This window comes from Bacillus sp. SRB3LM (assembly GCF_015712745.1).
GTDB lineage: Bacteria > Bacillota > Bacilli > Bacillales > Bacillaceae_G > Bacillus_A > Bacillus_A thuringiensis_K.
Genome location: NZ_VWVQ01000008.1, coordinates 44599 through 68303 on the forward strand (window position 1 = coordinate 44599; position 23705 = coordinate 68303).

Genomic DNA, 23705 nt, shown 5'->3' on the forward strand with positions numbered 1-23705 from the left:
ATTCACTCATTCCCTTTCCCTCTCATGGCTGTTTTCTCTAAGCAATCAAATGTTTCACAACATCAACTACATACGTTAATTTCTCATACGCTACAAATCCAAAAGCAACCGTCAAGCCCGTTACAACTAATCCTTTCATCATTTCTTCCTCCTCGTTTTATCGTTGTTATCTTCATTATAGAGGATTAGCAATTTGTTACCATCGAACTACCTTACAGTTACCTTACAGAATTGTAAGATTTCAAAAGAGGATTGAAAAACACCTCATATCGCTTGAGGTGCTTTCACGGAGTTTCTCTATAATCACTTGCAAAATTAACTTTTTTCTCTTGGTTATTTTTCGGAGAATCCACTCTTAAACTAATAGATTTACTAAATAATTTTGGATTGAAATAATAACAAAGATCTGTTTGAGGACAGTATACACAATACACATCTATCTCTTCTTTATTCACTTCTTTTGTAGTGACTCCGCTTGTCGTAGAATAACTAGATCGGAATCTAACTTCTAGTATCCCTCTTGCATTCAATTCTCTATATTTCACTTGTACCCTTTTAAATCTCACGTCTTTATATACTACAAGATCAAACGGCGAATGCTCTGTTTGCAGCATTAAAATCATGTATCCTTTTTCATACAAATCAACTTGTGCCTTTAAAACAGCTAAATCTCCTTTTGTTCTTGTATGATGGTACACTTTTTCTCAGCACCTTTTTACATATTTTATAATAATATTCGTTCCTTTTCTTAACTTACCTCCCAATATTTTCTCATTAAAAGAAAACTCTTTGTTAAAATCATGTTAATATATTTTTGTACAATTAAGAATTTAATTTACAAGGGGGATTATATATGTTCAAAAAAGTAGCTGCTGATGTTTTAGGGTTAAGCGATGTAGGTTCTGTTATTACACCGAAAGATTACGATAAAGTTGATGCTGATGATTACGTGATGCACGAAGATGGAGAGAAAATTTATTTTCTAATTAAATCCAAATCAGATGAATATTGCTTCACAAACAAAGGATTACTTCACCTAGATGGTACAAGCGCAACAAGTAAAAAACGCACACTGCGCCGCTATAGCTATAGTAAATATCAAATTAAAAACGTAGCACTTGAAACTGCAGGAACGATTGATTTAGATATAGAAATTAAGTTTCAAATGGGAGATGAGCATTACTCAATTGATGTTCATAAAAAACATATTGAAGAATTAAAAGATTTATATAAGGCTTTACTTAAAATTGAAGAAATTTCATACGACAACGACATTACATTAAAATATGCACATAAAAGTTTAGATATGGCATCTAACGCTTTCAGCCGTATTTCAAACGCACAAGTAAACTTAGCAGAGCAATTTAAAGAGATGAACGAGATCGCCTTTAACTGGCTTGTTGATACGAAGAAACAATATAATGTGAAAGATTATCTTTGACAAGTTTATTAACAACTAATTTAAAACAAACAAAAAACCTTGTTATCAAAAAGATAACAAGGTTTTCTTAGCGTCCCAGGAGAGATTCGAACTCCCGCTCCGCCCATTTCCGTACTATTTTATATATTTTGATCGCAGTCTTAATATATCTTCTCCTTCGCGAATGCCTGCCGATCCCTTCCTCACATTTTTTACGACAGTCCAATTCGGGTTAGTTTCATCACCGATGTTCTGTACTGTAAAATTGCCATCACCATATTTCCGGTGACCTTCCGCCAATTTCTCCGTTAAATCATTCTCATTTGATCTCGCCATCTTTGCGCCATCTCCCTTTTTTATACGACCTTCTTAAACCATCTAACCAATCACAGGTCCAGTCAATTGGAGATTCTCGTTTTCCGCTTCTATTAATTGTAACACACTACCGGGAATAAGTTCCGATAACTGCTGCTCAATCGTACTAGAATGGTAAAGAGTTTTATAATATTGTAAGTAAACAATTAAGAGAATCTGGATATGGATTTGAGTTCCATCATAAACCTATTGATTCTTTAAATTAAATAAGAGGAATAGGGCGCATAAATGGCGCTCTTTTTATTTAAGAAAAAGAAGTACATATGCAACTGCTTAATATCAAAGGAAAGGTCGCAAATATTAAGAATGAACTACACCTATAACCCAAACATCAAATTTTAGACAAACAAAAAACCTTGTTATCAAAAGATAACAAGGTTTTTTTAGCGTCCCAGGAGAGATTCGAACTCCCGACCGTACGCTTAGAAGGCGTATGCTCTATCCGGCTGAGCTACTGGGACATGGAGCGGGTGAAGAGAATCGAACTCTCGACCAGAGCTTGGAAGGCTCTTGTTTTACCACTAAACTACACCCGCATATGTTATTTTCTTTTCTTCGTTAGCGCCGTTGCCCTATCGACAATATTTATTATATGTATAACCATACATAAAGTCAACACCTTTTTTAAAAGAGGATAAATTTTCTTATCCTCTTTTAAAAACTGCTTGTTCAACTAGTTGTCCGTCTAATGTTTCAAAACGAACTTCCATTTGATTTTCATCCATTTCTAATAAAGCAAATGTCTTTTCTACACGCTGACGTGGTAATAAAATACTGCCTGGATTAATAAATAAAACGCCGTCGATTAATTCCGCACCTAATACGTGAGAATGTCCGAAGCATGCAACTTGCGCTCCTACTTCTTCAGCATGGTACGCTAGCGTTTGTAATGTCATTTTCACATTATGGCGATGTCCATGCACAACTAAGAAGCGAATTCCATTTACATCAGTTACAATTTCATCTTGAAAGTTAGCATAATCACAGTTTCCTTTTACAACATGGAAACCTTGCAGTTCTTCATGAGCAGGTGTTAGCTCTGAATCACCGCAATGAATCATGATATCTACTTTCCCTTCATATTTCTCTTTCAACTGCTGTAATTCCTTCACAGAGCTATGACTATCGCTTACGATTAAAGCTTTCATCGCTCTCTCTCCCTTATTCTTCTAAAAACCATTCTGGGATTTTTTCTTCTAACTTACGAAGAGCACGACCACGGTGGCTAATAGCATTTTTCTCATCTGAACTTAATTCCGCCATTGCCTTTTTGTATTCTTCCACATAAAAGATCGGATCGTATCCAAAACCATTTTCTCCGCGGCGTTGTTCTAAAATAAATCCTTCACATGTCCCATTTACAATGACAGGCTTTTTATCACCTTCAGGGAAAGCAACTGCTAATGCACAATAGAAACGAGCTTTACGCTTTTCAAAGTCAATGCCATTTAATTCTTGTAACACTTTATCGATATTTGCTTGATCATTTTTTGGTTCACCAGCAAAACGAGCTGAATACACGCCTGGTTTTCCGTTTAAAGCATCTACAATAAGACCTGAATCATCCGCAATTACGATTGCATTCAGCTGTTTGCTCAAACTATCCGCTTTTAAAATTGCATTTTCTTCAAATGTTTCACCAGTTTCTTCAACTTCATCAATATGAGGAAAATCGTGTAATGATTTTACTTCTAAATCAAATCGCTCAAATAACTCAGCAAATTCACGTACTTTCCCCATATTTTTTGTCGCTACAACAACTTGTTTCATACTTTCCACCTCTACTCTATATGAGATACGATGTCGCCTAACGCTTCTTTTTGCATATCAATCAGTTGGAAAATGCCCTGTTCTGCAGCATCAAGTAATTCATTTAACTGTGCTCTGCTAAACGTCGCTTCTTCTCCAGTTCCTTGCACTTCAACAAACTGACCTTTTCCAGTCATAATCACGTTCATATCAACGTCTGCTTTAGAATCTTCTGCATAGTTTAAATCTAAAACAACACCTTGTTCTTCAACAATTCCTACTGACGTTGCTGCTAAATAATCTTTTACTGGAATTTTAGATACTTTTTCTGCTTGTAATAGCTTTTCAAACGCTAATACCATTGCTACATATGCACCTGTAATAGAAGCAGTTCTCGTTCCACCATCCGCTTGAATAACATCACAATCAATCCAAACCGTTCTTTCACCAAGTGCTTCTAAGTCAACTACCGCACGTAATGCTCGTCCAATTAAACGCTGGATTTCCATTGTACGTCCTGTTACTTTCCCTTTACTTGACTCCCTAATCGTACGTTGTTCTGTTGCACGCGGAATCATCGCGTATTCAGCTGTTACCCATCCTTTTCCTTCTCCACGCATAAACGGCGGGACACGCTCTTCAATTGTTGCTGAGCAAATCACCTTTGTATCCCCAACTTCAATTAATACAGATCCCTCTGGATGTTTTAAATAATTCGTATGAATATGTATATGGCGTAATTCTGTTTTCTCTCTACCATCTACTCGCATAAAAATAACCTCCTCTTAATTACTACTCGTTAGTATAGCCAAATTTAAACGTATGATATGTATACAATAAAAGAAGGAGAACCCAAAAAGCAATTCTCCTTTCTTACAAGTATATCAAATTATTCAAGATTAAAAACTACCTGTATTCACGTTTTCTGGACGATTTACAGGTTTTATTAACTTTCCACCCTTTTCATCTATAAGATTTGCTTTTCCATTCACTTCAATAGAAATATTTTTCACACCTTTCTTTTCTGTTAAAGATAAAACTAACGACTTCAGTACGTAATTTGAAATCATATTTTTATCTGGGTTTACAAATATATTTTCATTAAAGTTTAATGTAAGATTTCCGTCTTGTAATTTCGGATTCGTAATAAGCTTAACGCCTGGATTAAAATCATTCAGGAGCGATTGATGAATCGGACCTTTTACAAGCTCATCTATAATTGCTGCATAGTCATTTTCTTTACCTTCCGCAACGCGACGTGTGACTGGTACGTAGTATTGCTGTTTATTATTATTTTGCGCCATGAAATACAATGTGACTGGTTTTGTATTCGTTACATCTGCTACTTGTTCATCATCGAAGTTAATACCATTTGCACGGCTCACTCCTTCACCAAGCGGTGTACCCCCAACAGGCATCTTCGCCAATTTCTCACCATTTATTTGGAACTGCACTTGTTTTATCTCTGTAAATTGCGTCAACGTCCACGCTATAGATTCAACGATTTGACGCTCTTCTTCTTTCGCATAATTTTTCATTTCTTTAGAGAAATCAATAACTGCCGTCCCGTCCTTTTTCAAATCTAAGGTCATCGTTGTATTCGCCGGAATGACTGCACGAAATCCATTCGGTAATAAATTTGTTACCGGTCCATCTTTCACAAGGTATTCTAACGTTTGCTTCACAGTCTCATTTGCTTTCGGAGTAGGTATAGCTAACGTTTGTGGTACAACATAACCATTTTTATCAACAAGGTATAGTTCTCTATTTACCATTTGCCCTTGCTTATCTTTTTTAGCTACTTCTTTCTTCCCACCCTCTGTATACGTAACTTGTTTTGGCGGATCAATTTGTTCAGTTGCTTTCTCCTGATTTATAAAGCCACACCCTGTTAGTAAAACAGCGCTCACAGTAGCACCAACAACCCATTTAAAAGTGGATTTAGGCATGCCATTCCCCCCTAAAATCTAAGTTTGTACTATTATGTATACGAGCTGTTTCACATTTTAGAACAAACCGTGCCTCTTATATAGTGAAACTTTAATCAATGGGGGTTTTGTTCATCCCCACATAACTTCTTTTCTTCCGCTGAATTTTGAGGTGGAGGTCTTACTGCGCGGAAAATAGCGGGATAAACAAAAAACTCCTGATTTCTCAGGAGCTCACTTATATGAATTCTACTATTATTCTTTTTCTAAATGAATATGCTTCACATTTTCAATCGGTTGACCGAACCATTTTGATGCAATTTCTTTAAACAAGTCTATTTTTCCTGTTGTTAAGAAGAGATGATCGCTTTGTTCTTCTCCTTCATTCAACATTTTACTATGATATAAGATTGTACTTACTTCACGTGCTGTTTCATCACCAGAACTAATTAGTTGCACTTTATCTCCCATTACTTTTTTAATAACAGGTCCTAAAATCGGATAATGTGTACACCCTAATATAAGTGTATCAATATCGGTACTTTTCAGTGGTTGCAGCGTTTCTCTTACAACTTCATACGCCATTTCACTTTCGAAATTCCCACTCTCTACAAGTTCAACGAAAGGTGGACAAGCTAAACTTTCTACCATAACACGGTTATTAATAGACTTTAACGCCTCTTCGTATGCACCACTTTTCACCGTTCCAATCGTTCCAATAATCCCAACGTGATACGTGTTTGTCACTTTTAAAGCTGTACGTGATCCTGGGTGAATAACTCCTACTACTGGAATTGGTAATTGTTTTTGCATCTCTTCTAATACAACTGCAGTTGCTGTATTACACGCAATAACTAACATTTTAATATTTAAATCTAGTAAATGCTCCGTCATTTCCCACGTAAATTGACGTACTTCTTCTCGAGAACGTGGACCATAAGGACAACGTGCTGTATCTCCTAAATATATGATACGCTCTTTCGGCAACTGACGAATTAATTCCTTCGCTACTGTTAAACCGCCAACTCCTGAATCGATAACACCGATTGCTCTATTCAACTTCATCACCCGTTTTCTCATTCATCATCTTTTATGTTTATCATTATATTTTACACACTTTAAGTTCGCTCACTTCAAATGCTTCTGTATGAAAATTTTCATTTGCCCATGTATAGACTAGGACCTTTTTTATTTTGCTCCTTTTTTTCGTAATTTGCAAGATAGAAAAATAACCGACCTTCTATAAGAAAGTCGGTTTCTTCTATATAAAGTGCATATTCATTGCTCCATCTTTTTTTGAAAAGAAGACATTCCCATTAATAAGAAGAAATGAGCAGCAATTAAAATGACGATTAACATAAAATTAAAACGATAACTATTTGTGGATTCCATAATTTTGCTCGCTACAGCTGGTCCAAATGCCATACCGAAGAAGTTAATTAAATTGTATAAACCAAGACCGACTCCAACTTTAGCTACATGTAATGTTTTCGGTATAAATGTGTTCAATGATACTTGAATGGCAGAATAACTCATAAACGTTAAAATAATCGCTACTAAAATAACTATTAAGTTCCCATTCGGAATAAGCCCTAAAATTAAAAAGCCAACAATCATAAGGACAGACGCTACATAAATCATGTTCACATTTCCAAACGAAGGGACAATCTTCCCGGTAATAAAACTAGATACAATACCAAAGAGTGATGCAACAAACAATGCAATTCCGATAACGAATGGAGACAATCCATGCTCTCTTCCTAACAGCAATGGCAATAATAATAAACTAGCACATAACGCCACATTAATTATAAATCCGACTGTTATTAAACGAAGAAATGCTTTGTTCGAAAATAACTCAATATCGATAAATGGATGCTCCGCTTTCTTCATACGAACCGTGAATAAAAATAAGGAAATTATCGATAACACAAATAGCCAACTATTCATATTAACACCTAACAAAACAGTCGTAATAAATACAAATAGTAACGCCGCTCCAATGTAATCAAAATGAAACGCTTCTTCCGTATGACGCGCTTCTTCTGGCATAAATTTTATAAGCAAGAAAATCCCCAATACTGAAATAACCATAAATAAAAATAAATATGGCCACCCTAGTGTATTTGTAATAGCCCCACCAACTAAAGGACCAATACCAACCGCTAATGCAATAGAAGAACTAATCATCGCTAAAGCACCAGGCTTCTTAGCAGGAGCGACTAATTTTGCTACCGCAATCATACTAAGCGCAATAAACGCCGCGCCCCCACTCGCCTGCACTAATCTTGCAAAAATGACAATCGCATAAGATTGATTTACAAATCCAATAATGGACCCAGCTACAAATATGATAATTGAAATAATCAATAGTTTTTTTACACTATAACGATCAGCAAGCTTCCCATATATTATCGAACCAACACCGACAAATAAGGAATAACCTACTACAACCCAACTTACTTTCGATTGACTAATGGATAAATCATAAGCCATATCCTCTAACGCAACATTAAATAAAACCGCATTCATCGGTCCTAATAAAACGATAAAACATAATGTGAAAACAAACCATTTTGAATGGTTACTTATATCTTTTCCCATGTGTAACACCTCTCCTGATTATAGTAACTGTAAATAAAAATGAAAAATAAAGTTATTCAGCGCCTCTATCGCTACTAAACAACTTCATCAAATGTATATATTTATCGCGCGACAAACTGGATCCGAAACGAAACATGTATGTTGTTCGATATTCATGGAACTATCATAGTTTCAGCATTACAGTTTGTCAACGAAAAATATACAAAGTAAACTAATTTAGTGTTTTTAGTTTACTTTGTTCAAAAATTGTTATACACTAATTTCGAATCCGATATAAAGAGGGCTGACATGGTTATTCAAATTTGCAATTTCTAACTTAATAAAATAATAAATTTTTATATAGAAGAAACATTACAGGAGGATTATGATGAAGAAAAAAATGTTAGTTGTATTAACGAGCGTAGAAAAATATCCAAATTTAAATCGAGCTACTGGTCTTTGGCTTGGTGAAGCTGTCCATTTCGTTAAAAAAGTTGAAGAAGCTGGTTACGAAGTAGATTATGTTAGCCCACAAGGTGGTTATACACCGATTGACCCGCATAGTTTAGCAATGGCGGAGAGCATCGATTGGGAATGGTATCAAAAGAAAGAATTTATGAATCGTCTCGGTTCTACAATGAAACCGAGTGAGGTGAATCCAGAAGACTATGCTGTTATTTATTACGCAGGTGGTCACGGTGTGATTTGGGACTTCCCAGAAAATAAAGAACTTCAAATGATTAGCCGTAACATTTATGAAAATGGAGGAATCGTTTCCTCTGTTTGTCACGGAGCTGCTGGTTTATTTCACATTACATTAAGTAATGGGGAACGTTTAATTAGCGGTAAAAAAGTAACAGGATTTTCAAATGAAGAAGAAAAACTAGCTGAATTAGATCAATTTGTTCCATTTTTAACAGAAGATGAACTCATTAAAAATGGAGGACTTTACGAAAAAGCTGCAGAGCCTTGGGAAGCTTTCGCTGTAGAAGATAATCGTGTTATCACTGGTCAAAACCCAGCTTCAGGTGGTGCAGTAGCTGAATTAGTATTGCAATACGTAAAAAATAACATGTAATAAAAAAGCAGGTTTTCCATTACTATAGGAAAACCTGCTTTTTTACGAAATCATTTGCAAAATAGCAATAACTTCTTTTTCAATTTCCGAATCATCAATTGCTTCTATATACTCTGGTTTAAAAAGTTGATACTTCTTTAGTTGATAAAAATCAAGTATCGCTTTCTTTAACGTAATATCGTACTGAATACAAAAAGAATGATCTATAATACGTCTTAACATCACGTCATCTTGCACCATAAATAATTGTGCGTTCATTTTATTAAAGTAACCTTGTTCCATACCAGCTTCAAAAAACATTTGCAAATTATGATTACGATTTTGTTGCGCAGCGACTAACTGATCAGATAAGTGCGGATATGCCTCTTTCAAATCTTGTAAAAAGACATCTGAAATATACGTCACACATTTTAAAGAGTGAATAAACGTCTTTTGGAAACGTTCTGTAAAAGACATACTTTCATCTTGATTATCCGCATCTCCTTCAAGAAGGTAGTTCATAAAATCTTCTACCACAGCTTCAATAATCTCATCTTTTGAAGAAAAACGTTTATATAAAGTAGCTTTACTAATATCCATATACTTCGCAATTTCATCTATTTTCAATTGACTAAAACTCGTTTTTCTAATAACGGGCTTTATTTTATTAATATAAGTGTTTGCACATGCAACTTTTCTCATTAAAAGAGCCTCCCCTTTTGTCCATACAAGATAGTATAGCAAATTCACAATTAATTATAAATGAAGTCACTATACTCAATATATCTTTTTAGTTTAAGGGGTCATTTATACTATAGAAAAATGCCCGCTACCTTTATAAGTAACGAGCATTTTTTCTATACTTTATTTACAGCTCTCCTTATAGCTTTCCCTATTTCCATACTAGAATGCGGGTTTTGCCCTGTAATTAAACGCCCATCTACTACAACATGCGGCGTGAAATTTGGAGCCACATAAAACAAAGCCCCTTCTTCTTTCAATTTACTTTCTAATAAAAACGGCACTCGCTTTTCTAAATGCACAGCTTTTTCCTCATCATTTGTATAACCTGTTATACGCTTACCGGCAACAAAAAACGAACCATCTTTATTTTTCACACCGACTAAAGAACTTACTCCGTGACAAACAGCCGCCACAATCCGGTTATTGTTGTACATATTTTCAATCAAATTTGCAACATACGGATTACCCGCAAAATCTACAATCGCCCCGTGCCCACCACCAAATAAAACCGCATCATAATCCGAAAAATGAACCGTTGAGATCGGATTCGTATTTTGCAACAAAGATGCAACATGCTTAAACTCACGAGGTATCCCGTTCGGAATAGACACTCTATCAATCGGTACTCTACCACCCTGTATCGACACAATATCAACATCGAACTTAGCTTTTTTAAACAAATTATAAGGAGCTGCGAGCTCTTCCAACCACAAACCAGTCGGGTGTCCATTCATATCATGAGCGCTTGTTGAAACTAACAATATCCTTTTCAACATATCCCCTCCTTACTACCTATTTATGTATGGAGTGTTCTTATCATTCATATAGCAAGCGAAAAAAACGATAACAATAAGCTGACCTTTTGTATAAAATTCAGCTTATTGTTATCGTTTGAATTCTTTCGTACGAAGATGTTCACAACTGTATAGCTTTTATCTCCAACGCCACGCAATTGTTGTATCCTCCATATGAATAGCAGGTATATCAATCCTTAAATACCGCTGATCATCCTCATCAAAAATAGACCAATTTTCTTCATGTAAAAATTCAGGGTCTATGCTTTCAAAATCAAATGCACTATCTTCGTCTACCATCTCACGAAAATATTTTTGGAACGTTTTACTATTCTCGTATAGACGAATTGTTCCATACATCCATGGCATATCTCCAAAAACATCTTTAATTTCACCTATCTCCATATCCTTAAAATACAACTTCATATTTGCACCTTCTTATCCATGAATGACAAGGATACCTCATCATATTTTAAAATAGTTATTTTTAACATTTCTTTCTTAAACATATCTTCCCCCTCACAGTCTGAGATACCTTTTTTAAGTTCAAAATATAAACAAAAAAAATAGCCGACTTTTATATAAAAGTCGGCTGCTTTCTTATAGTTCGAGCTCTCCCATGCGAAGAAGCTCAACAACTGCTTGTGAACGTCCTTTAACCCCTAGCTTTTGCATTGCGTTTGAGATGTGGTTGCGAACTGTCTTTTCACTTATAAAAAGTTCACCTGCAATTTCCTTCGTTGTTTTATCTTGAACCAGCAATTCAAATACTTCTCTCTCTCTCTTTGTGAGTAAAGGTTTAGATTGATACGCTTTTTCCTTCAACTGGTATAACCCTCCTTGCTTAAGCCAGAGCTGTGTATGTGTAAGTTGGGTGTTTATTTAGTCAAGATATTGTATGAACGAAATGTGCAGGTGGTGAATGAAAATGGGCTTTATTTCACATGTTATTTTAGACTTTTATACAGTGCGTACACTCTTTTTATCCACTCACTTTCCAACACGCCATATTTGTTCTAGCAATATACTTACAACCGTACCTACAAATAAACCATTACCAAATATATATTGCATAACAGACGGCAAGGATTGGAGTGCTCCAGACGGTAAAAACATAACGCCGCTGCCAAATAATACTGCAACGCCTAAAATCGTTACATTCCTTTCACTCATCGGCACTTGTTTTATATTATTAAATCCAATTCCAATTAACTGTACGAACGAAGCCATTAAAACAGCCGATGCGACAGCAGATGGTAAAGATGCCAAGTAACGAATAATACTTGGAAAAAGAGACATTACGACTAGTAACGCACATGCCATTAAGAACGATCGTATATACTTTTGTTTTGTTAAACGTATAAATCCTGCCGTTGCTGGTAATGGTACGACACCTACAGTTGAAAATACAGAAGAGATGATATGTGAAATCCCCCCAACCCATGTTCCATCTTTCAACTGTTTTTGTTCAATAGTCGCTTTATGAATAGTTGCTTGATTAATTGCTATAATAGCTGCCACCGTATTCGAAACTAAAATACATACCATAACGAAACTTGATACAGCCATACCTATATTCCACTTTGGAAGTCCCCAAGCAAATATATGTGGAAGTTGCACAAAATGAGTTACTTGAGATGGGATTGTCAATTTTCCTGCAATAAGAAAAATAATCCACCCACTAATTAATCCTATTAAAACTGCATAACTTTTGACAAAACCTTTTCCAAAATTAGACAGTATAATAACGAACAAAAATATACTAAACGCAATTATCGCTGTAAATCCATCGATTTGAGAAATAGTAGCTGTAATTCCTAGCATTCCTTTTAAAAATACACCACTTAATTGTAAACATAATAAAAGTAAAAACGTCCCTGTCACAACTGGCGTAAATAAAAATAAAATACGTCCTATAAAACCAGTTACTCCTAATCCTATTAAAATAACACCGGAGATTATCATTCCTAACTCTAAAATTTGCAGTGTACTATGCAATTGATCTTGTCCGGCCGTTGCATAAGCAAGTACTGTAAATACACCAACCCAAGATCCAGCTGGTCCATCCGCAATTGGCAGTCTATGCCCAATCCATCCTTGTAAGAAAGAAGATATACCAACTACAAAAAACGTACGCTGCATTAAATAAAATATTTCTTCCGTCGTAAGATGAAATAATCCTCCAACGACAATTGGTAGTGCGATTGAATTTGCTAATAGAAATATAAACCATTGCAAAGTTCCCATAATATGATTTTGGTTATGTTGATTGTCCAATTTTTTCATCCCTTCTAGCTTTCCTATAAAAATATATTGTAAGAATAAAAAAGAAGAGTTCTATACTCACCATTAGAACCCTCCTCAAAATATTTAAACGATTCTTCTACACAAGATTATTTAATTCCACCTCATTTAAACTTCCAACAACAATATTTCCTTTATACACGACTAAACGTTTTTCTGTTTGACGCGCTACTGCTTCAGCAGCGCATGTCGCATTCGTCAAAACAAAGCTCGCTTCATCCCCTACATTCGGCCATACTCGCTTTCCTTCATTATTTAACGTTTCTTTTCCTCCTGTAATAAAGCGGAGTGCTTTTCCTAAAGACCCTTCGTCACTCCACCCAAAACGCTCTGCTAATCGATTCGCCTTTTGAAGCATATCACCTGTTCCAAACGGTGACCAGTGATCTGTAATGCTATCATTTCCTAATGAAACCTTAACACCTTTTTTATCTAATAACGGAATTGGGATTACTTGTTTACCAATTGGCACTGTTGAAGTAATATCAATATTTACATTTGCGAGTCTTTCTGCCACTTCCTCAGCCTCTTTATCAGTAACACCACCAAGTCCAATTGCATGACTAATCGTTACACGGCCTTGCCATCCTGCTTCTTCTGTTAAACTTGCCAATCTCTTCATCGTAAACGTTCCAAGATTATTCGCATCGTGCAAATGAATATCAACATCCGCATTAAATTCTACTGCGATATCCATAATTGTATGTAATGACTTTTCAATGTCATTATCCACTGTAGCTGGATCTACCCCTCCAACTAGATGAGCACCCATACGCATCGCATCTTTCACGAGTTGCACAGAATCACTGCGCAATAATCCATGTTGCGGAAACGCAACAATTCTACTAGACACTCGATTTTTATATGTTTCTAATGCCGCTAACGTCGCCTCCAAATTACCAAGCCCAATAATCGGATCGACATTACAATGCGTTCTAATATTCGTTGCACCATTTTGCAGTAGTAACTCTAGCATATTTTCCGCTCTATTTTGGGCAGTCGCTAATTGCTTTGGTAAAATTTTTTCTTCTTCATTAAAACGTGTAAAAATACTTTCTGCTGGCATACAAGCTTTCCATGGGCCACTATAATATGTTTTATCAATGTGAATGTGCATCTCTTTGAAAGCTGGCAACATTAATAAGTGCTTAGCATCAAAAGTTACTATATCTTCCTCTTGAATAATCCCTTTTATAATTTTTTTAATTCGACCATCTTCAATAAGTAAACTGCATAATTCTGTTTCTGTTTGTGAAATTCTCTCTTCTTCATATGTATATCCTGATTCAAGCATTACGTTATTCAACCAATATACTGTCATCTCTATTTCCCCACCCTTTATTAAAAATCAACTCATAACTACAAGTTTAATATCCACTGAAAATTAAGACAATTAATACGATCGCTTCTCACAAAAAAATGTAATACAACCCCATAGTCTTCTCATAAATTTCCATATAGAATAAAAGTATGCAGTTTGATATAAAAAGGAGTTGATTGGAATATGTCAAAAAAGTTATGTAAATCTGAAACTGATAAAATGCTATTTGGTATATGTGGTGGTTTAGGAGAATATTTTGATATTAGCTCTACTCTTATTCGTATCATTTGGATTATTGCTGTTTTATGTTTTGGGACAGGATTTTTAGTTTATTTCATTTGTTTATTACTTATGCCACGTTCGTACTAACGGCATCATTTCACATACTTAAGAAGAGCAAATCACCTATAGAATCCTATAGGTGATTTTTTCATGAAGAATATTTCATCGTTAAATGTAATACTGCCACTTCTTCTTCTTCATTTTTATAAATATGCTTCTTATTCGCTTCAAATTGAATGGAATCAAACTCATTTAATTCGTATACATCGCTTTCTACTTGAATCGATACTTTCCCTTTCATTACCGTTACAAGCTCAATCGCACCTTCATGATGAGCTTCTGGTTCATATATACTATTTGATCGTAAACAAGCACGGTGCATTTCCATCCCTGTTTCTTTCGTATAACGGAACATCGTTTCTAAATGCCACGCTTGCCCTTCATCTACTGCAAATCCTTCTCCACAGCGCGCAACAGCTACAGGTTCTCCAACAACCATTAATCTGGATAAAGGAATTGATAACCCTTTCGTTATTTTCCAAATGACAGCTAGCGTCGGATTTGTTTCCCCTCTTTCGATCTTTCCTAATGTTAATTTACTAACTCCTGTTTTATGAGCTAATTCTTCTAAACTTAATTTCTGTTCATTTCGAATTTGTCTCAATAACTGTCCAACTTGTTGAATGACTTCTTTCGTTTGCATATCTTCATTTTCTTTCATATATAAAACCACCTTAAAGTATAAAATAGTTTACTTTTATTCACAAAAAGTATATCATACTATACATAATTATTTATTTTCGAAAGGAGTGCTATACTTCATGCGCGCAATTTTATTAGGCCTTTTATCATCGGCCTTTTTTTCTGCAACCTTTATTATCAATAGAGCAATGAATGTATCTGGAACGAGCTGGGCTTGGACAGCTTCCTTCCGTTTTTTATTTGCTCTTCCTATTTTATTCCTTATCGTTTTATTTCGCAAAAACTTTAGGGGATTATGGGAAGAGTTAAAAAAACATCCATTGGCATGGATCGGATGGGGTTCTGTTGCCGGTATTGGTTTTTATTCTTTATTAAGTTTTGCAGCTGTCTTTTCTCCAGCTTGGCTCGTTGCTGGAACTTGGCAAGTTACGATTTTAGCTGGTTTACTACTATCACCACTATTTTTCGTGAAAATAGAAACAAAATCAGGTACGAAACTTGTACGTGGAAAAATTCCACTTCGTAGCTTATATGTTGCATTATTTATTTTACTTGGTGTAATTTGTATGCAAGCAACTGCCGCAGGCCATATTACAATGACTCAGTTCATTTCAGGTTTTTTACCTGTCGTATTAGCCGCTTTCTTATATCCGTTCGGTAACCGAAAAATGATGGAGCTTGTTGGTGGACGCCTTGATACGTTCCAACGTGTATTAGGAATGGCAATTGGAAGTCTTCCTATAACAATCTTGCTTGGTATATACGGATTTTCTACTACTGGCATTCCAACATCCAACCAAATGCTTCAAGGATTTTTGTTAGCATTATGTTCCGGCGTTATTGCAACGATGACATTTTTCTTTGCTACTGACTTAGCAAAAGATAACCTCGCTCTACTTGGAGCTGTTGAAGCAACACAAGCTGGAACGATGGTCTTTACCGTACTTGGAGAAATCATTTTCTTAAATGGTTCACTCCCTGGAGGACTTTCTCTCATCGGAATGATTATTATCATGTTAGGAATGGTTGCAAATAGTATTTTAAACCGTTCTGTTCCAGTCGTTAAACAGAAAAAATCGGCATAAAAAAAGGGTATGGTTCTATAGAGATGAACCATACTCTTTTTTATTGTCCCCCTATTTCGCCTTATCAGAATAGTATTTCATTGGCTGCTTATACTAAAACTTATGTTATAATACGTTTCATGCGCATTAATAGGAGGTAAATTATGTTAAAAAAAGCAATCGCTGAATTTATTGGTACATTTGTACTTGTATTATTCGGAACTGGAGTAGCTGTCACTGGCGGCGGAATTGAAGGAATTGGAACATTAGGAATCGCTATGGCTTTCGGTCTATCTATTGTAGCTATGGCATATAGCATCGGAACAATTTCTGGATGTCACATTAACCCAGCAGTATCAGTAGCTATGTTCATCAACAAACGAATGAACGCTATGGAACTTTGTTATTATGTATTAGCTCAAATTTTAGGTGGTTTATTAGGAACTGCAACGTTAGTAACAATTTTAAAATCTGCTAAAACACCTTTAGATAATTTAGGACAAAATGGTTTCGGAACTCTTGGTTTATCTGGAGCATTTTTAGTTGAGTTCATTTTAACTTTCGTATTTATTTTAGTTATCGTTGCTGTAACAGGTAAAAAAGGAAGTTCTTCTTTAGCTGGACTAGTAATTGGTTTCACATTAGTTTTAATTCACTTATTAGGAATTCCGTTAACTGGAACATCTGTTAACCCAGCTCGTAGTATCGCACCAGCTTTATTTGTTGGTGGAGAAGCACTTTCTCAACTATGGGTATTCATCGTAGCACCAATTCTTGGTGGTATCTTCGCAGCTATCGTAGGTAAATTCATTTTAAATACTGAAAAATAGAATTTTCAATATTTCTGAATAAAAAAAGGCGAGCCCTCATTATGAGGAAGCTCGCTTTTTTTATTCTTTCATTTTAGACTTTAAATTTGTAACTAATTGATCTACCGTTACATTTGCAAGTACGTTTTCCATCGCTTCTTGCGCTTGCATTAAAATAATTTCTAATACTGATTGAATATTAGCTCCTACTGGACATTCAATGTTGGGATTTTCATGGAAGGAAAATAGCTGTCCTTCTTCTACAACTTCCACTGCTTTATATACATCAAGTAATGTAATTTCTTCTAAATCTCGAGCAAGTGTCGTACCACCTTTACCAGCTTGTACATCAACAAGTCCTGCTCTCTTCAACATTCCTGTAATGCGACGAATCACAACTGGATTTGTATTCACACTACCGGCAATCCATTCAGAGGTACAGCGAGAGTTTCGATCTATCGCAAGTAATGTCAGCATATGAACACCTACTGTAAAACGACTACTAATCCCCATCTGCACACCCTCCTTTTTATTCATTCTATTAAAAGACGACTCTTATTATTATATACTATTTTTAATTTATACATAAAGAAAAAGCATGATTTCAATAGGAAATCATGCTTTTCTCTCATTATTGACGCTTTATAAATTTCGCTAAATCTTTAAATTTCACTTTATCTGAGTAATTCATTACCCCGTTTACGTAAATGCGGCTTGTAACAGCATTTAATACCGCAATTGTCGCCAATAAGACTGCTAATGTTATCGTAATTTCTAGCATACCTGCTTCACCAGCTACAATACGTGAGAAGGTAACCATCGGTGTAAAAAATGGAACGTAAGAACTTACAACAACGATAGTACTATTCGGATCACTTAATGATTTAATACTAATAAAGAATGCAGCCATAATTAAAATCATTACCGGGAAAGATACAGCTTGTAAATCCTCCGTCTTAGACACAACAGCTCCAGCAGCAGCATACATCATCGCATAAAGTAAATATCCCGTAATGAAATAAACAAGAAACATGCTGATAACCTTTGCATCTAATTTCGTAAAGTCAATTGGAATACCAAATAGTGAGGCACTTTCTAAATCGACCCAACCTAACAAATATGGAATAAGATAACCACACGCCAATATGACAAGTTGCAATAACGCCGTTGAAACAACCGCTAAAATTTTCGCATACATCATCGTAAGAGGCTTCACTTTCGGAAGCATTACTTCCATTACACGTGACGCCTTTTCAGATGCAATATTCATTGCGATTGTATTTCCGAACGCTACAATAAACATATATAAAGCAAATGTAAAGAAATAGGCAATTCCGAAAGAAGATGTACGATCTTTTATCGCTTCTTGCTTTACTTGAATTTCTGTTTGTAATTGCTGTGCAATTTCTGGTGAAACATTATTTTTGGCAATCGTCACCATCGTATATTGTTGCTTTAAATATCCTGCCATAATTGCAGAAGTTGCTTGGCTTGGAAATCCATTATACATATATGTAATCGATGGAGCCCCACCCTTTTCCGTCACATGGAATAGACCATCTAAATCACCTTCTTCTACTTGCTTATGCAGTTTATCAAAATCATCCTTTGAACCAATTGTTATTTTTGCTGATGGCAATAGCTTATTTAGCTCATCCTTTTGAACTTTATATGTGGAACTCTCTACTACAACTGCAATTTTATCTTTATCCTTATTTTTATCATCGCCTGAAGTAAAATGATTAAATGCAAAAATCCCAAACACAACTAAAAATAAAATCGCACTCGTAATTAATGATTTTTTAGATAAAAATGCTTCCCTAAAATAAAATGAAAATACGTGAGAAAATTTACGCATCGTTATTTCGCCCTCTCTACAAAGATTTCGTTTAACGTCGGCTCTAACATTTTGAATTGTCGTAAGCTAACACCTTGCTCTTGCAACTGTTGCAAAATCTTGAGAGCTTCCGCATCGTCTTGTACTTTCACATAAAGAAGGCCTTGTTGTTTTTCATACGATACATGTATAGCTTCTAATCCCTTTTCATTCTCTACTGTATCTTCAATCGTTAAATTACGGAAACCGTATTCTTTCTTAATATCACTTAGCTGTCCTTTTACGACTGCTTCACCTTTTTTCAAAATACATACATGTTGGCAAAAAGCCTCTACTTGTTCCATACGATGACTTGATAAAATAATCGTCTTTCCGCTCTGTACTTGTTCTTCAATAATACTAGATAACATCCCAGCATTAACTGGATCAAGGCCGCTGAATGGTTCATCTAAAATGAGAAGTTCCGGATTATGAAGAAGAGCAGCAATTAATTGGATTTTTTGCTGATTCCCTTTTGAAAGCTCTCCAGCCGTTTTAAATTTATATTCTGGTATCGCTAAACGCTCTAACCAGTGATCAATAGCGTGATCCACTTCTTTCTTCGACATTCCTTCTAATCGACCAAAATATCGCAGCTGATCTATTACTCTACTTTTTGTATATAAACCTCTTTCTTCTGGTAAATACCCAATTGTTACACCACTATTTCCAAATGCTTTTCCATCCCATGTAATCGAACCTTCATTAGGCGTTAATAATCCGAGAAGCATTTTGATTGTTGTTGTTTTCCCTGCACCATTTCGTCCAAGTAACCCTAGTACTTCACCTTTTGGTAACGAAATTTGCAAACCGTTAACTGCTTTTGATTCCCCAAATTGTTTCGTTAAGTTTTGAATTTGTAAACTCAAGTATAAAGCCTCCCCTTTAGTATCATTCGTACTCTCTTTCAAAGACTATGTTTATTCAAGACAAAATATAGCACCACGCTTCATCCTCTTATATGTAAACATCGTCATTAATCCATCATTTGTTCTATTTAGTTAAAATTGTAAATAACAAATTTCTTTTTGTCAATTATAATTGTCATTACGACAATAAAACTTGTCAAAATAACTATTATTATTTTGCTCATCTTTCTAATATAGGACATACTACTATATATACAAAAGACAATATGCAAATGTTCATATAAAAATATTATATTTTAATATATAATATAAAATGATTTTCTAACATCAAGGAGGATACATATGAAGATGAAGAGGGGCATTACCACTTTATTATCTGTAGCGGTTCTATCTACATCACTTGTAGCATGTTCAGGAACACCAGAGAAAACAGTGGCAAAAGAAGAGAAAGTAAAATTAACAGAACAACAATTAATGGCTGATTTATGGTATCAAACAGCCGGTGAAGCGAAAGCACTTTACTACCAAGGGTACAACATTGGTCAATTAAAGCTTGATGCAATTCTTGCAAAAGGGACAGAGAAAAAACCTGCTATCGTGCTTGATTTAGACGAAACTGTTTTAGATAACAGTCCTCATCAAGCAATGAGCGTAAAAACAGGCAAAGGCTATCCTTACAAATGGGATGATTGGATTAGCAAAGCTGAGGCTGAAGCCCTTCCAGGCGCAATTGATTTCTTAAAATATACAGAGTCTAAAGGTGTAGATATTTACTACATCTCAAATCGTAAAACGAATCAACTAGATGCAACAATTAAAAATCTTGAGCGTGTAGGTGCTCCTCAAGCAACGAAAGAACATATATTACTACAAGATCCGAAAGAAAAAGGAAAAGAAAAACGCCGTGAACTCGTTTCTCAAACTCATGATATTGTCTTATTCTTCGGTGATAACTTATCTGATTTCACAGGTTTTGATGGAAAATCTGTAAAAGATCGTAACCAAACAGTAGCAGATTCAAAAGCACAATTTGGTGAGAAATTCATTATTTTCCCGAATCCAATGTATGGCGATTGGGAAGGCGCTTTATATGATTATGATTTCAAAAAATCAGATGCAGAAAAAGATAAAATCCGTCGCGACAACTTAAAATCATTTGAAGTAAAATAAAAGAGGATGGCATTCGCCATCCTCTTTTATTTTACTTTCTCTGTTAAAGGCAAGATAAATACTTCCACACGTCTATTCTTTGCCTTTCCTTCTTGTGTATCGTTTGGAGCAATTGAACGGTATTCTCCGTATCCAATCGCACTAAATTTTTCTGGTTGTAATTCTTTATTTTGCAGTAATACTTGCATAAAATTAACTGCCCGCTGCGTACTTAATTCCCAATTCGACGCAAACTGCGCATTGGCAATAGGGACATTATCTGTATGACCCGATACTGTAATTTCACGAGGTGACGCTGAAACAAGTAAGCTAGACATCTCTTTTGCAATCCCTAAAGATTCTAATTTCACATCTGCTTTCCCCGAATCAAACAGTATATTTTCTAATATTGTCACCATTAATCCCTTTTCAGTTAATTTAGTTTGAAAAGAAGAGGATAATTGTTTTTCATTAATATATTGATCAATCTTTTTTTGTAATGCTTTCAATTCATCCATCTCTTTTTTTTCTTTAGCTCTAGCTTCTTCTTGTTTTTTTGCTTGTTCTGCCTCAAGGCTACTTGCTGATAATTCTTTTTCATCATTTGGCTTTTGATCACTTAAAAATTCTTTGTTACCTGTTCCCCCAGCTAATTCACTTCGAAAAGCAACTGCCATCTGTTTAAACTTCGCAGCATCTATACTACTCATTGCGAATAAAACGATAAACAATGCAAATAACAACGTTAACATATCAGAATATGGGATTAACCACGTTTCATCGATATGCTCATCATGTTTTTTCTTTTTACCTCTTCTATTTTTCTTACTCCGCATTTTTTTCTGCTCCTTTTTCTAGCTTTTTACGCTCAGTTGCAGAAAGTGCACCTAAAATGCGGTTCTTCATAATAAACGGATATGTACCTTCTTGTAACATTAATAAACAATCAATGATTAAACGTTTTTTCTCAATTTCAGCTGAAGATTTTTGCTTTAACTTATTTGCAAATGGATGCCATAATACATAACCTGAAAAAATACCAAAAATCGTTGCAATAAACGCACCCGAAATAGCATGACCTAACTTTTCAATATCAGTTAAGTTACCAAGCGCAGCTACAAGACCGATAACAGCACCTAAAACTCCTAATGTCGGTGCATACGTACCAGCTTGTGAAAAAATAGCAGCTCCCTTTGCATGTCTTTCTTCAATTGCCTCTAATTCAGATTCCAAAATCTGCTCTAAATCTTCTGCGGATACGCCATCAATCACAAATTTCATACCGCGCAAAAGAAATTCATCTTGAATTTTGTCTAATTGTTGCTCTAAAGACAAAATACCGTATTTTCTACTTTCAGATGTCCAATGAACAAATAATTCTAGCAACTGTTCATAACTTAAATCCTTTTTATTTGAACCAAAAAGAACTTTAAATAGTTTTGGAACCCTTTTTAGTTGATTCATCGGAAATGCAATACATACTGCAGCAAATGTACCGATAAAAATAATTAATGCTGCGGCAGGATTTAATAAGGCTGTTATGTCAGCGCCCTTGACGACCATCCCTACTACCACTGCTACAAATCCTAAAATAAGTCCAATAATTGTTGCAAAATCCATTCCCATTCACTCCTAGTCTATACAAGAAGTTCTCTATTCTCGATAATCGCTACATCTTCTTATGTATATATATTACATAAAAAATGCATTTCATGAAAGATAAGAAATGAATTATATAAAAAAATACTACAAATTCACACATTTTCTGACATTTTCTTTGCATTTCTATTACGTTATGACTCTTATATTCCTTTTCCAACAAACTAGATTTATAATAAAAAAAACATTACACATTTTATGAAGAAGGGACTGTGATTACAAGGCATCATGAAAAAGATAATAATTATTTCTGCCACTACTATTGTAATCGGTATCACATCTTTCGCTTACTTTGGTTCTAAAACACCACTAAATAATGAAGCAAAAGCTGTCGAAAGTCAAAAGCATAATAACCATAAAAAAGAAGAGATTCCTGCTTTTCCAAAAGCTGATCATAATGCAAAGAAAATAGACAATGACTTTTCAGTTGTAACAAATCCAAAATCTAATCTTGTCTTAATTAATAAACATCGAAAACTACCAGATGGATACATTCCTGAAGACTTAACGAGACCAAATGTACCATTTATTAGTCCAAAAGATAAAGAAAAAACATTGCTGCGAAAAGATGCTGCAGAGGCACTTGAAAACATGTTTAAAGCTGCGAAAAAAGAAGGGCTTGATCTTACAGCTGTATCTGGTTATCGTTCATACAAACGCCAAAAATCGTTGCATGATACATACGTTAGACGTCAAGGAAAAGCCGAAGCTAATTCGGTAAGCGCAATTCCTGGTACAAGTGAACACCAAACGGGTTTAGCAATGGATATTAGTTCAAAATCAGCTAAATTTCAATTAGAGCCTATCTTCGGGGAGACAGCAGAAGGAAAATGGGTCGCAGAACACGCTCATGAATTCGGCTTTGTCATTCGTTACTTAGAAGATAAAACAGATACAACAGAATATGCATATGAACCATGGCACTTACGCTACGTTGGTAATCCATACGCTACATACCTATATAAACATCACTTAACATTAGAAGAAGCGATGGAAGACAAAAAATAAGAGAGCAAATTG

The 23705-nt window shown here is 35.1% G+C and carries 26 protein-coding genes, 2 tRNA genes and 2 pseudogenes; 8 read left to right on the top strand and 22 right to left on the bottom strand.

The genetic code is table 11. The annotated features are described in order from the left end of the window. Window positions 1–284: 284 nt before the first annotated feature. Window positions 285–698: a group I intron-associated PD-(D/E)XK endonuclease gene (locus F3I02_RS07085; RefSeq protein WP_000274744.1), complete on the bottom strand. Its 414-nt coding sequence runs from the start codon at window positions 696–698 to the stop codon at window positions 285–287. 155 nt (window positions 699–853) lie between these two features. Between F3I02_RS07085 and F3I02_RS07090 the strand changes: the two are divergent. Further along, a pseudogene (locus tag F3I02_RS07090) lies at window positions 854–1460 on the top strand (PH domain-containing protein). A 95-nt stretch (window positions 1461–1555) separates the two neighbouring features. On the opposite strand, the gene F3I02_RS07095 reads toward F3I02_RS07090, so the two are convergent. After that, window positions 1556–1756 carry a hypothetical protein gene (locus F3I02_RS07095; protein ID WP_000124460.1) on the bottom strand — a complete coding sequence of 67 codons (201 nt, stop codon included), beginning with the start codon at window positions 1754–1756 and terminating at the stop codon, window positions 1556–1558. Window positions 1757–1908: 152 nt separating this feature from the next. On the opposite strand from F3I02_RS07095, the pseudogene F3I02_RS35100 reads away from it, so the two are divergent. Further along, a pseudogene (locus tag F3I02_RS35100) lies at window positions 1909–2001 on the top strand (DUF6572 domain-containing protein); the annotation flags it as partial. Between the two features lie 181 nt (window positions 2002–2182). Here F3I02_RS35100 and F3I02_RS07100 read toward each other — a convergent pair. The 8 genes from F3I02_RS07100 to F3I02_RS07135 all read right to left on the bottom strand — a co-directional run bounded on the left by F3I02_RS07100 (window position 2183) and on the right by F3I02_RS07135 (window position 8076). Then, a tRNA-Arg gene (locus F3I02_RS07100) sits at window positions 2183–2256 on the bottom strand. Between the two features lies 1 nt (window position 2257). After that, a tRNA-Gly gene (locus tag F3I02_RS07105) sits at window positions 2258–2331 on the bottom strand. Between the two features lie 108 nt (window positions 2332–2439). Further along, window positions 2440–2943: a metallophosphoesterase gene (locus F3I02_RS07110; RefSeq protein WP_000645501.1), complete on the bottom strand. Its 504-nt coding sequence runs from the start codon at window positions 2941–2943 to the stop codon at window positions 2440–2442. Window positions 2944–2956: 13 nt separating this feature from the next. Beyond that, window positions 2957–3565: an XTP/dITP diphosphatase gene (locus F3I02_RS07115; protein ID WP_000815924.1), complete on the bottom strand. Its 609-nt coding sequence runs from the start codon at window positions 3563–3565 to the stop codon at window positions 2957–2959. Window positions 3566–3576: 11 nt separating this feature from the next. Next, complete coding sequence (gene rph / locus F3I02_RS07120; RefSeq protein ID WP_001261765.1) at window positions 3577–4314, bottom strand: ribonuclease PH; 738 nt, start codon at window positions 4312–4314, stop codon at window positions 3577–3579. Window positions 4315–4443: 129 nt separating this feature from the next. Continuing rightward, window positions 4444–5493, bottom strand: a complete 1050-nt coding sequence (gene gerM / locus F3I02_RS07125; RefSeq protein WP_196477779.1) for a spore germination protein GerM — start codon at window positions 5491–5493, stop codon at window positions 4444–4446. 234 nt (window positions 5494–5727) lie between these two features. Further along, window positions 5728–6537 carry a glutamate racemase gene (gene racE / locus F3I02_RS07130; protein ID WP_000774004.1) on the bottom strand — a complete coding sequence of 270 codons (810 nt, stop codon included), beginning with the start codon at window positions 6535–6537 and terminating at the stop codon, window positions 5728–5730. 213 nt (window positions 6538–6750) lie between these two features. Next, a complete protein-coding gene (locus F3I02_RS07135) occupies window positions 6751–8076 on the bottom strand; it encodes an MFS transporter (protein ID WP_196477780.1) in 1326 nt (441 codons plus the stop codon). Between the two features lie 367 nt (window positions 8077–8443). Between F3I02_RS07135 and F3I02_RS07140 the strand changes: the two genes are divergently transcribed. Next, window positions 8444–9133 carry a type 1 glutamine amidotransferase domain-containing protein gene (locus tag F3I02_RS07140; protein WP_000728508.1) on the top strand — a complete coding sequence of 230 codons (690 nt, stop codon included), beginning with the start codon at window positions 8444–8446 and terminating at the stop codon, window positions 9131–9133. Between the two features lie 42 nt (window positions 9134–9175). Here F3I02_RS07140 and F3I02_RS07145 read toward each other — a convergent pair whose 3' ends face one another. The 6 genes from F3I02_RS07145 to F3I02_RS07170 all read right to left on the bottom strand — a co-directional run bounded on the left by F3I02_RS07145 (window position 9176) and on the right by F3I02_RS07170 (window position 14275). Then, window positions 9176–9814: a TetR/AcrR family transcriptional regulator gene (locus F3I02_RS07145; RefSeq protein ID WP_001233028.1), complete on the bottom strand. Its 639-nt coding sequence runs from the start codon at window positions 9812–9814 to the stop codon at window positions 9176–9178. A 155-nt stretch (window positions 9815–9969) separates the two neighbouring features. Continuing rightward, on the bottom strand, window positions 9970–10632 hold the full coding sequence (locus F3I02_RS07150; RefSeq protein WP_002164194.1) for a type 1 glutamine amidotransferase domain-containing protein: 663 nt from the start codon (window positions 10630–10632) through the stop codon (window positions 9970–9972). Window positions 10633–10788: 156 nt separating this feature from the next. Continuing rightward, a complete protein-coding gene (locus F3I02_RS07155) occupies window positions 10789–11076 on the bottom strand; it encodes a hypothetical protein (RefSeq protein WP_000780763.1) in 288 nt (95 codons plus the stop codon). A gap of 174 nt (window positions 11077–11250) precedes the next feature. Beyond that, on the bottom strand, window positions 11251–11475 hold the full coding sequence (gene gerE, locus F3I02_RS07160; RefSeq protein WP_000659484.1) for a spore germination transcription factor GerE: 225 nt from the start codon (window positions 11473–11475) through the stop codon (window positions 11251–11253). 165 nt (window positions 11476–11640) lie between these two features. Further along, a complete protein-coding gene (locus tag F3I02_RS07165; RefSeq protein ID WP_002164195.1) occupies window positions 11641–12936 on the bottom strand; it encodes a purine/pyrimidine permease in 1296 nt (431 codons plus the stop codon). A gap of 97 nt (window positions 12937–13033) precedes the next feature. Then, window positions 13034–14275, bottom strand: a complete 1242-nt coding sequence (locus F3I02_RS07170) for an amidohydrolase family protein (RefSeq protein ID WP_000219552.1) — start codon at window positions 14273–14275, stop codon at window positions 13034–13036. Between the two features lie 183 nt (window positions 14276–14458). On the opposite strand from F3I02_RS07170, the gene F3I02_RS07175 reads away from it, so the two are divergent. Beyond that, entirely contained in the window at window positions 14459–14644 is a 186-nt protein-coding gene (locus tag F3I02_RS07175) for a PspC domain-containing protein (RefSeq protein ID WP_000038409.1), read from the top strand. A gap of 61 nt (window positions 14645–14705) precedes the next feature. Here F3I02_RS07175 and F3I02_RS07180 read toward each other — a convergent pair whose 3' ends face one another. Continuing rightward, a complete protein-coding gene (locus F3I02_RS07180; protein WP_074594244.1) occupies window positions 14706–15278 on the bottom strand; it encodes a helix-turn-helix domain-containing protein in 573 nt (190 codons plus the stop codon). 100 nt (window positions 15279–15378) lie between these two features. On the opposite strand from F3I02_RS07180, the gene F3I02_RS07185 reads away from it, so the two are divergent. Together F3I02_RS07185 and F3I02_RS07190 are read left to right on the top strand one after the other, a co-directional pair. Beyond that, window positions 15379–16344, top strand: coding sequence for a DMT family transporter (locus F3I02_RS07185; protein WP_001201630.1), 966 nt, complete (start codon window positions 15379–15381; stop codon window positions 16342–16344). Window positions 16345–16487: 143 nt separating this feature from the next. Then, entirely contained in the window at window positions 16488–17153 is a 666-nt protein-coding gene (locus F3I02_RS07190; protein WP_000913213.1) for an aquaporin, read from the top strand. A gap of 60 nt (window positions 17154–17213) precedes the next feature. Here the strand turns inward: F3I02_RS07190 and F3I02_RS07195 are convergent, their stop codons facing one another. From F3I02_RS07195 to F3I02_RS07205, 3 genes are all read right to left on the bottom strand, one after another. Further along, a complete protein-coding gene (locus F3I02_RS07195) occupies window positions 17214–17645 on the bottom strand; it encodes an Rrf2 family transcriptional regulator (RefSeq protein ID WP_000512998.1) in 432 nt (143 codons plus the stop codon). A 118-nt stretch (window positions 17646–17763) separates the two neighbouring features. Beyond that, window positions 17764–18990, bottom strand: a complete 1227-nt coding sequence (locus F3I02_RS07200) for an ABC transporter permease (RefSeq protein ID WP_001224980.1) — start codon at window positions 18988–18990, stop codon at window positions 17764–17766. A 2-nt stretch (window positions 18991–18992) separates the two neighbouring features. Then, a complete protein-coding gene (locus tag F3I02_RS07205) occupies window positions 18993–19877 on the bottom strand; it encodes an ABC transporter ATP-binding protein (protein WP_000058121.1) in 885 nt (294 codons plus the stop codon). A gap of 342 nt (window positions 19878–20219) precedes the next feature. On the opposite strand from F3I02_RS07205, the gene F3I02_RS07210 reads away from it, so the two are divergent. Next, complete coding sequence (locus F3I02_RS07210) at window positions 20220–21047, top strand: 5'-nucleotidase, lipoprotein e(P4) family (RefSeq protein WP_000782758.1); 828 nt, start codon at window positions 20220–20222, stop codon at window positions 21045–21047. Between the two features lie 26 nt (window positions 21048–21073). On the opposite strand, the gene motB is transcribed toward F3I02_RS07210, so the two are convergent. Further along, window positions 21074–21862: a flagellar motor protein MotB gene (gene motB, locus F3I02_RS07215; protein ID WP_001256734.1), complete on the bottom strand. Its 789-nt coding sequence runs from the start codon at window positions 21860–21862 to the stop codon at window positions 21074–21076. Beyond that, a complete protein-coding gene (gene motA / locus F3I02_RS07220; RefSeq protein WP_000344853.1) occupies window positions 21852–22646 on the bottom strand; it encodes a flagellar motor stator protein MotA in 795 nt (264 codons plus the stop codon). Before motA ends, motB begins: the two co-directional genes overlap by 11 nt. 267 nt (window positions 22647–22913) lie before the next feature. On the opposite strand from motA, the gene F3I02_RS07225 reads away from it, so the two are divergent. After that, window positions 22914–23693 (top strand): M15 family metallopeptidase, encoded by a 780-nt coding sequence (locus tag F3I02_RS07225; protein WP_000720203.1) that lies wholly within the window; start codon window positions 22914–22916, stop codon window positions 23691–23693. The last annotated feature ends 12 nt before the right edge of the window (window positions 23694–23705 follow it).

Coding starts and splice junctions, on each gene's coding strand:
- F3I02_RS07095 (WP_000124460.1), bottom strand. CDS start 1,756: ATGGCGAGATCAAATGAGAATGATTTAACGGAGAAATTGGCGGAAGGT.
- F3I02_RS07110 (WP_000645501.1), bottom strand. CDS start 2,943: ATGAAAGCTTTAATCGTAAGCGATAGTCATAGCTCTGTGAAGGAATTA.
- F3I02_RS07115 (WP_000815924.1), bottom strand. CDS start 3,565: ATGAAACAAGTTGTTGTAGCGACAAAAAATATGGGGAAAGTACGTGAA.
- rph (WP_001261765.1), bottom strand. CDS start 4,314: ATGCGAGTAGATGGTAGAGAGAAAACAGAATTACGCCATATACATATT.
- gerM (WP_196477779.1), bottom strand. CDS start 5,493: ATGCCTAAATCCACTTTTAAATGGGTTGTTGGTGCTACTGTGAGCGCT.
- racE (WP_000774004.1), bottom strand. CDS start 6,537: ATGAAGTTGAATAGAGCAATCGGTGTTATCGATTCAGGAGTTGGCGGT.
- F3I02_RS07135 (WP_196477780.1), bottom strand. CDS start 8,076: ATGGGAAAAGATATAAGTAACCATTCAAAATGGTTTGTTTTCACATTA.
- F3I02_RS07140 (WP_000728508.1), top strand. CDS start 8,444: ATGAAGAAAAAAATGTTAGTTGTATTAACGAGCGTAGAAAAATATCCA.
- F3I02_RS07145 (WP_001233028.1), bottom strand. CDS start 9,814: ATGAGAAAAGTTGCATGTGCAAACACTTATATTAATAAAATAAAGCCC.
- F3I02_RS07150 (WP_002164194.1), bottom strand. CDS start 10,632: ATGTTGAAAAGGATATTGTTAGTTTCAACAAGCGCTCATGATATGAAT.
- F3I02_RS07155 (WP_000780763.1), bottom strand. CDS start 11,076: ATGAAGTTGTATTTTAAGGATATGGAGATAGGTGAAATTAAAGATGTT.
- F3I02_RS07165 (WP_002164195.1), bottom strand. CDS start 12,936: ATGAAAAAATTGGACAATCAACATAACCAAAATCATATTATGGGAACT.
- F3I02_RS07170 (WP_000219552.1), bottom strand. CDS start 14,275: ATGACAGTATATTGGTTGAATAACGTAATGCTTGAATCAGGATATACA.
- F3I02_RS07175 (WP_000038409.1), top strand. CDS start 14,459: ATGTCAAAAAAGTTATGTAAATCTGAAACTGATAAAATGCTATTTGGT.
- F3I02_RS07180 (WP_074594244.1), bottom strand. CDS start 15,278: ATGAAAGAAAATGAAGATATGCAAACGAAAGAAGTCATTCAACAAGTT.
- F3I02_RS07185 (WP_001201630.1), top strand. CDS start 15,379: ATGCGCGCAATTTTATTAGGCCTTTTATCATCGGCCTTTTTTTCTGCA.
- F3I02_RS07190 (WP_000913213.1), top strand. CDS start 16,488: ATGTTAAAAAAAGCAATCGCTGAATTTATTGGTACATTTGTACTTGTA.
- F3I02_RS07195 (WP_000512998.1), bottom strand. CDS start 17,645: ATGGGGATTAGTAGTCGTTTTACAGTAGGTGTTCATATGCTGACATTA.
- F3I02_RS07200 (WP_001224980.1), bottom strand. CDS start 18,990: ATGCGTAAATTTTCTCACGTATTTTCATTTTATTTTAGGGAAGCATTT.
- F3I02_RS07210 (WP_000782758.1), top strand. CDS start 20,220: ATGAAGATGAAGAGGGGCATTACCACTTTATTATCTGTAGCGGTTCTA.
- motB (WP_001256734.1), bottom strand. CDS start 21,862: ATGCGGAGTAAGAAAAATAGAAGAGGTAAAAAGAAAAAACATGATGAG.
- motA (WP_000344853.1), bottom strand. CDS start 22,646: ATGGATTTTGCAACAATTATTGGACTTATTTTAGGATTTGTAGCAGTG.
- F3I02_RS07225 (WP_000720203.1), top strand. CDS start 22,914: ATGAAAAAGATAATAATTATTTCTGCCACTACTATTGTAATCGGTATC.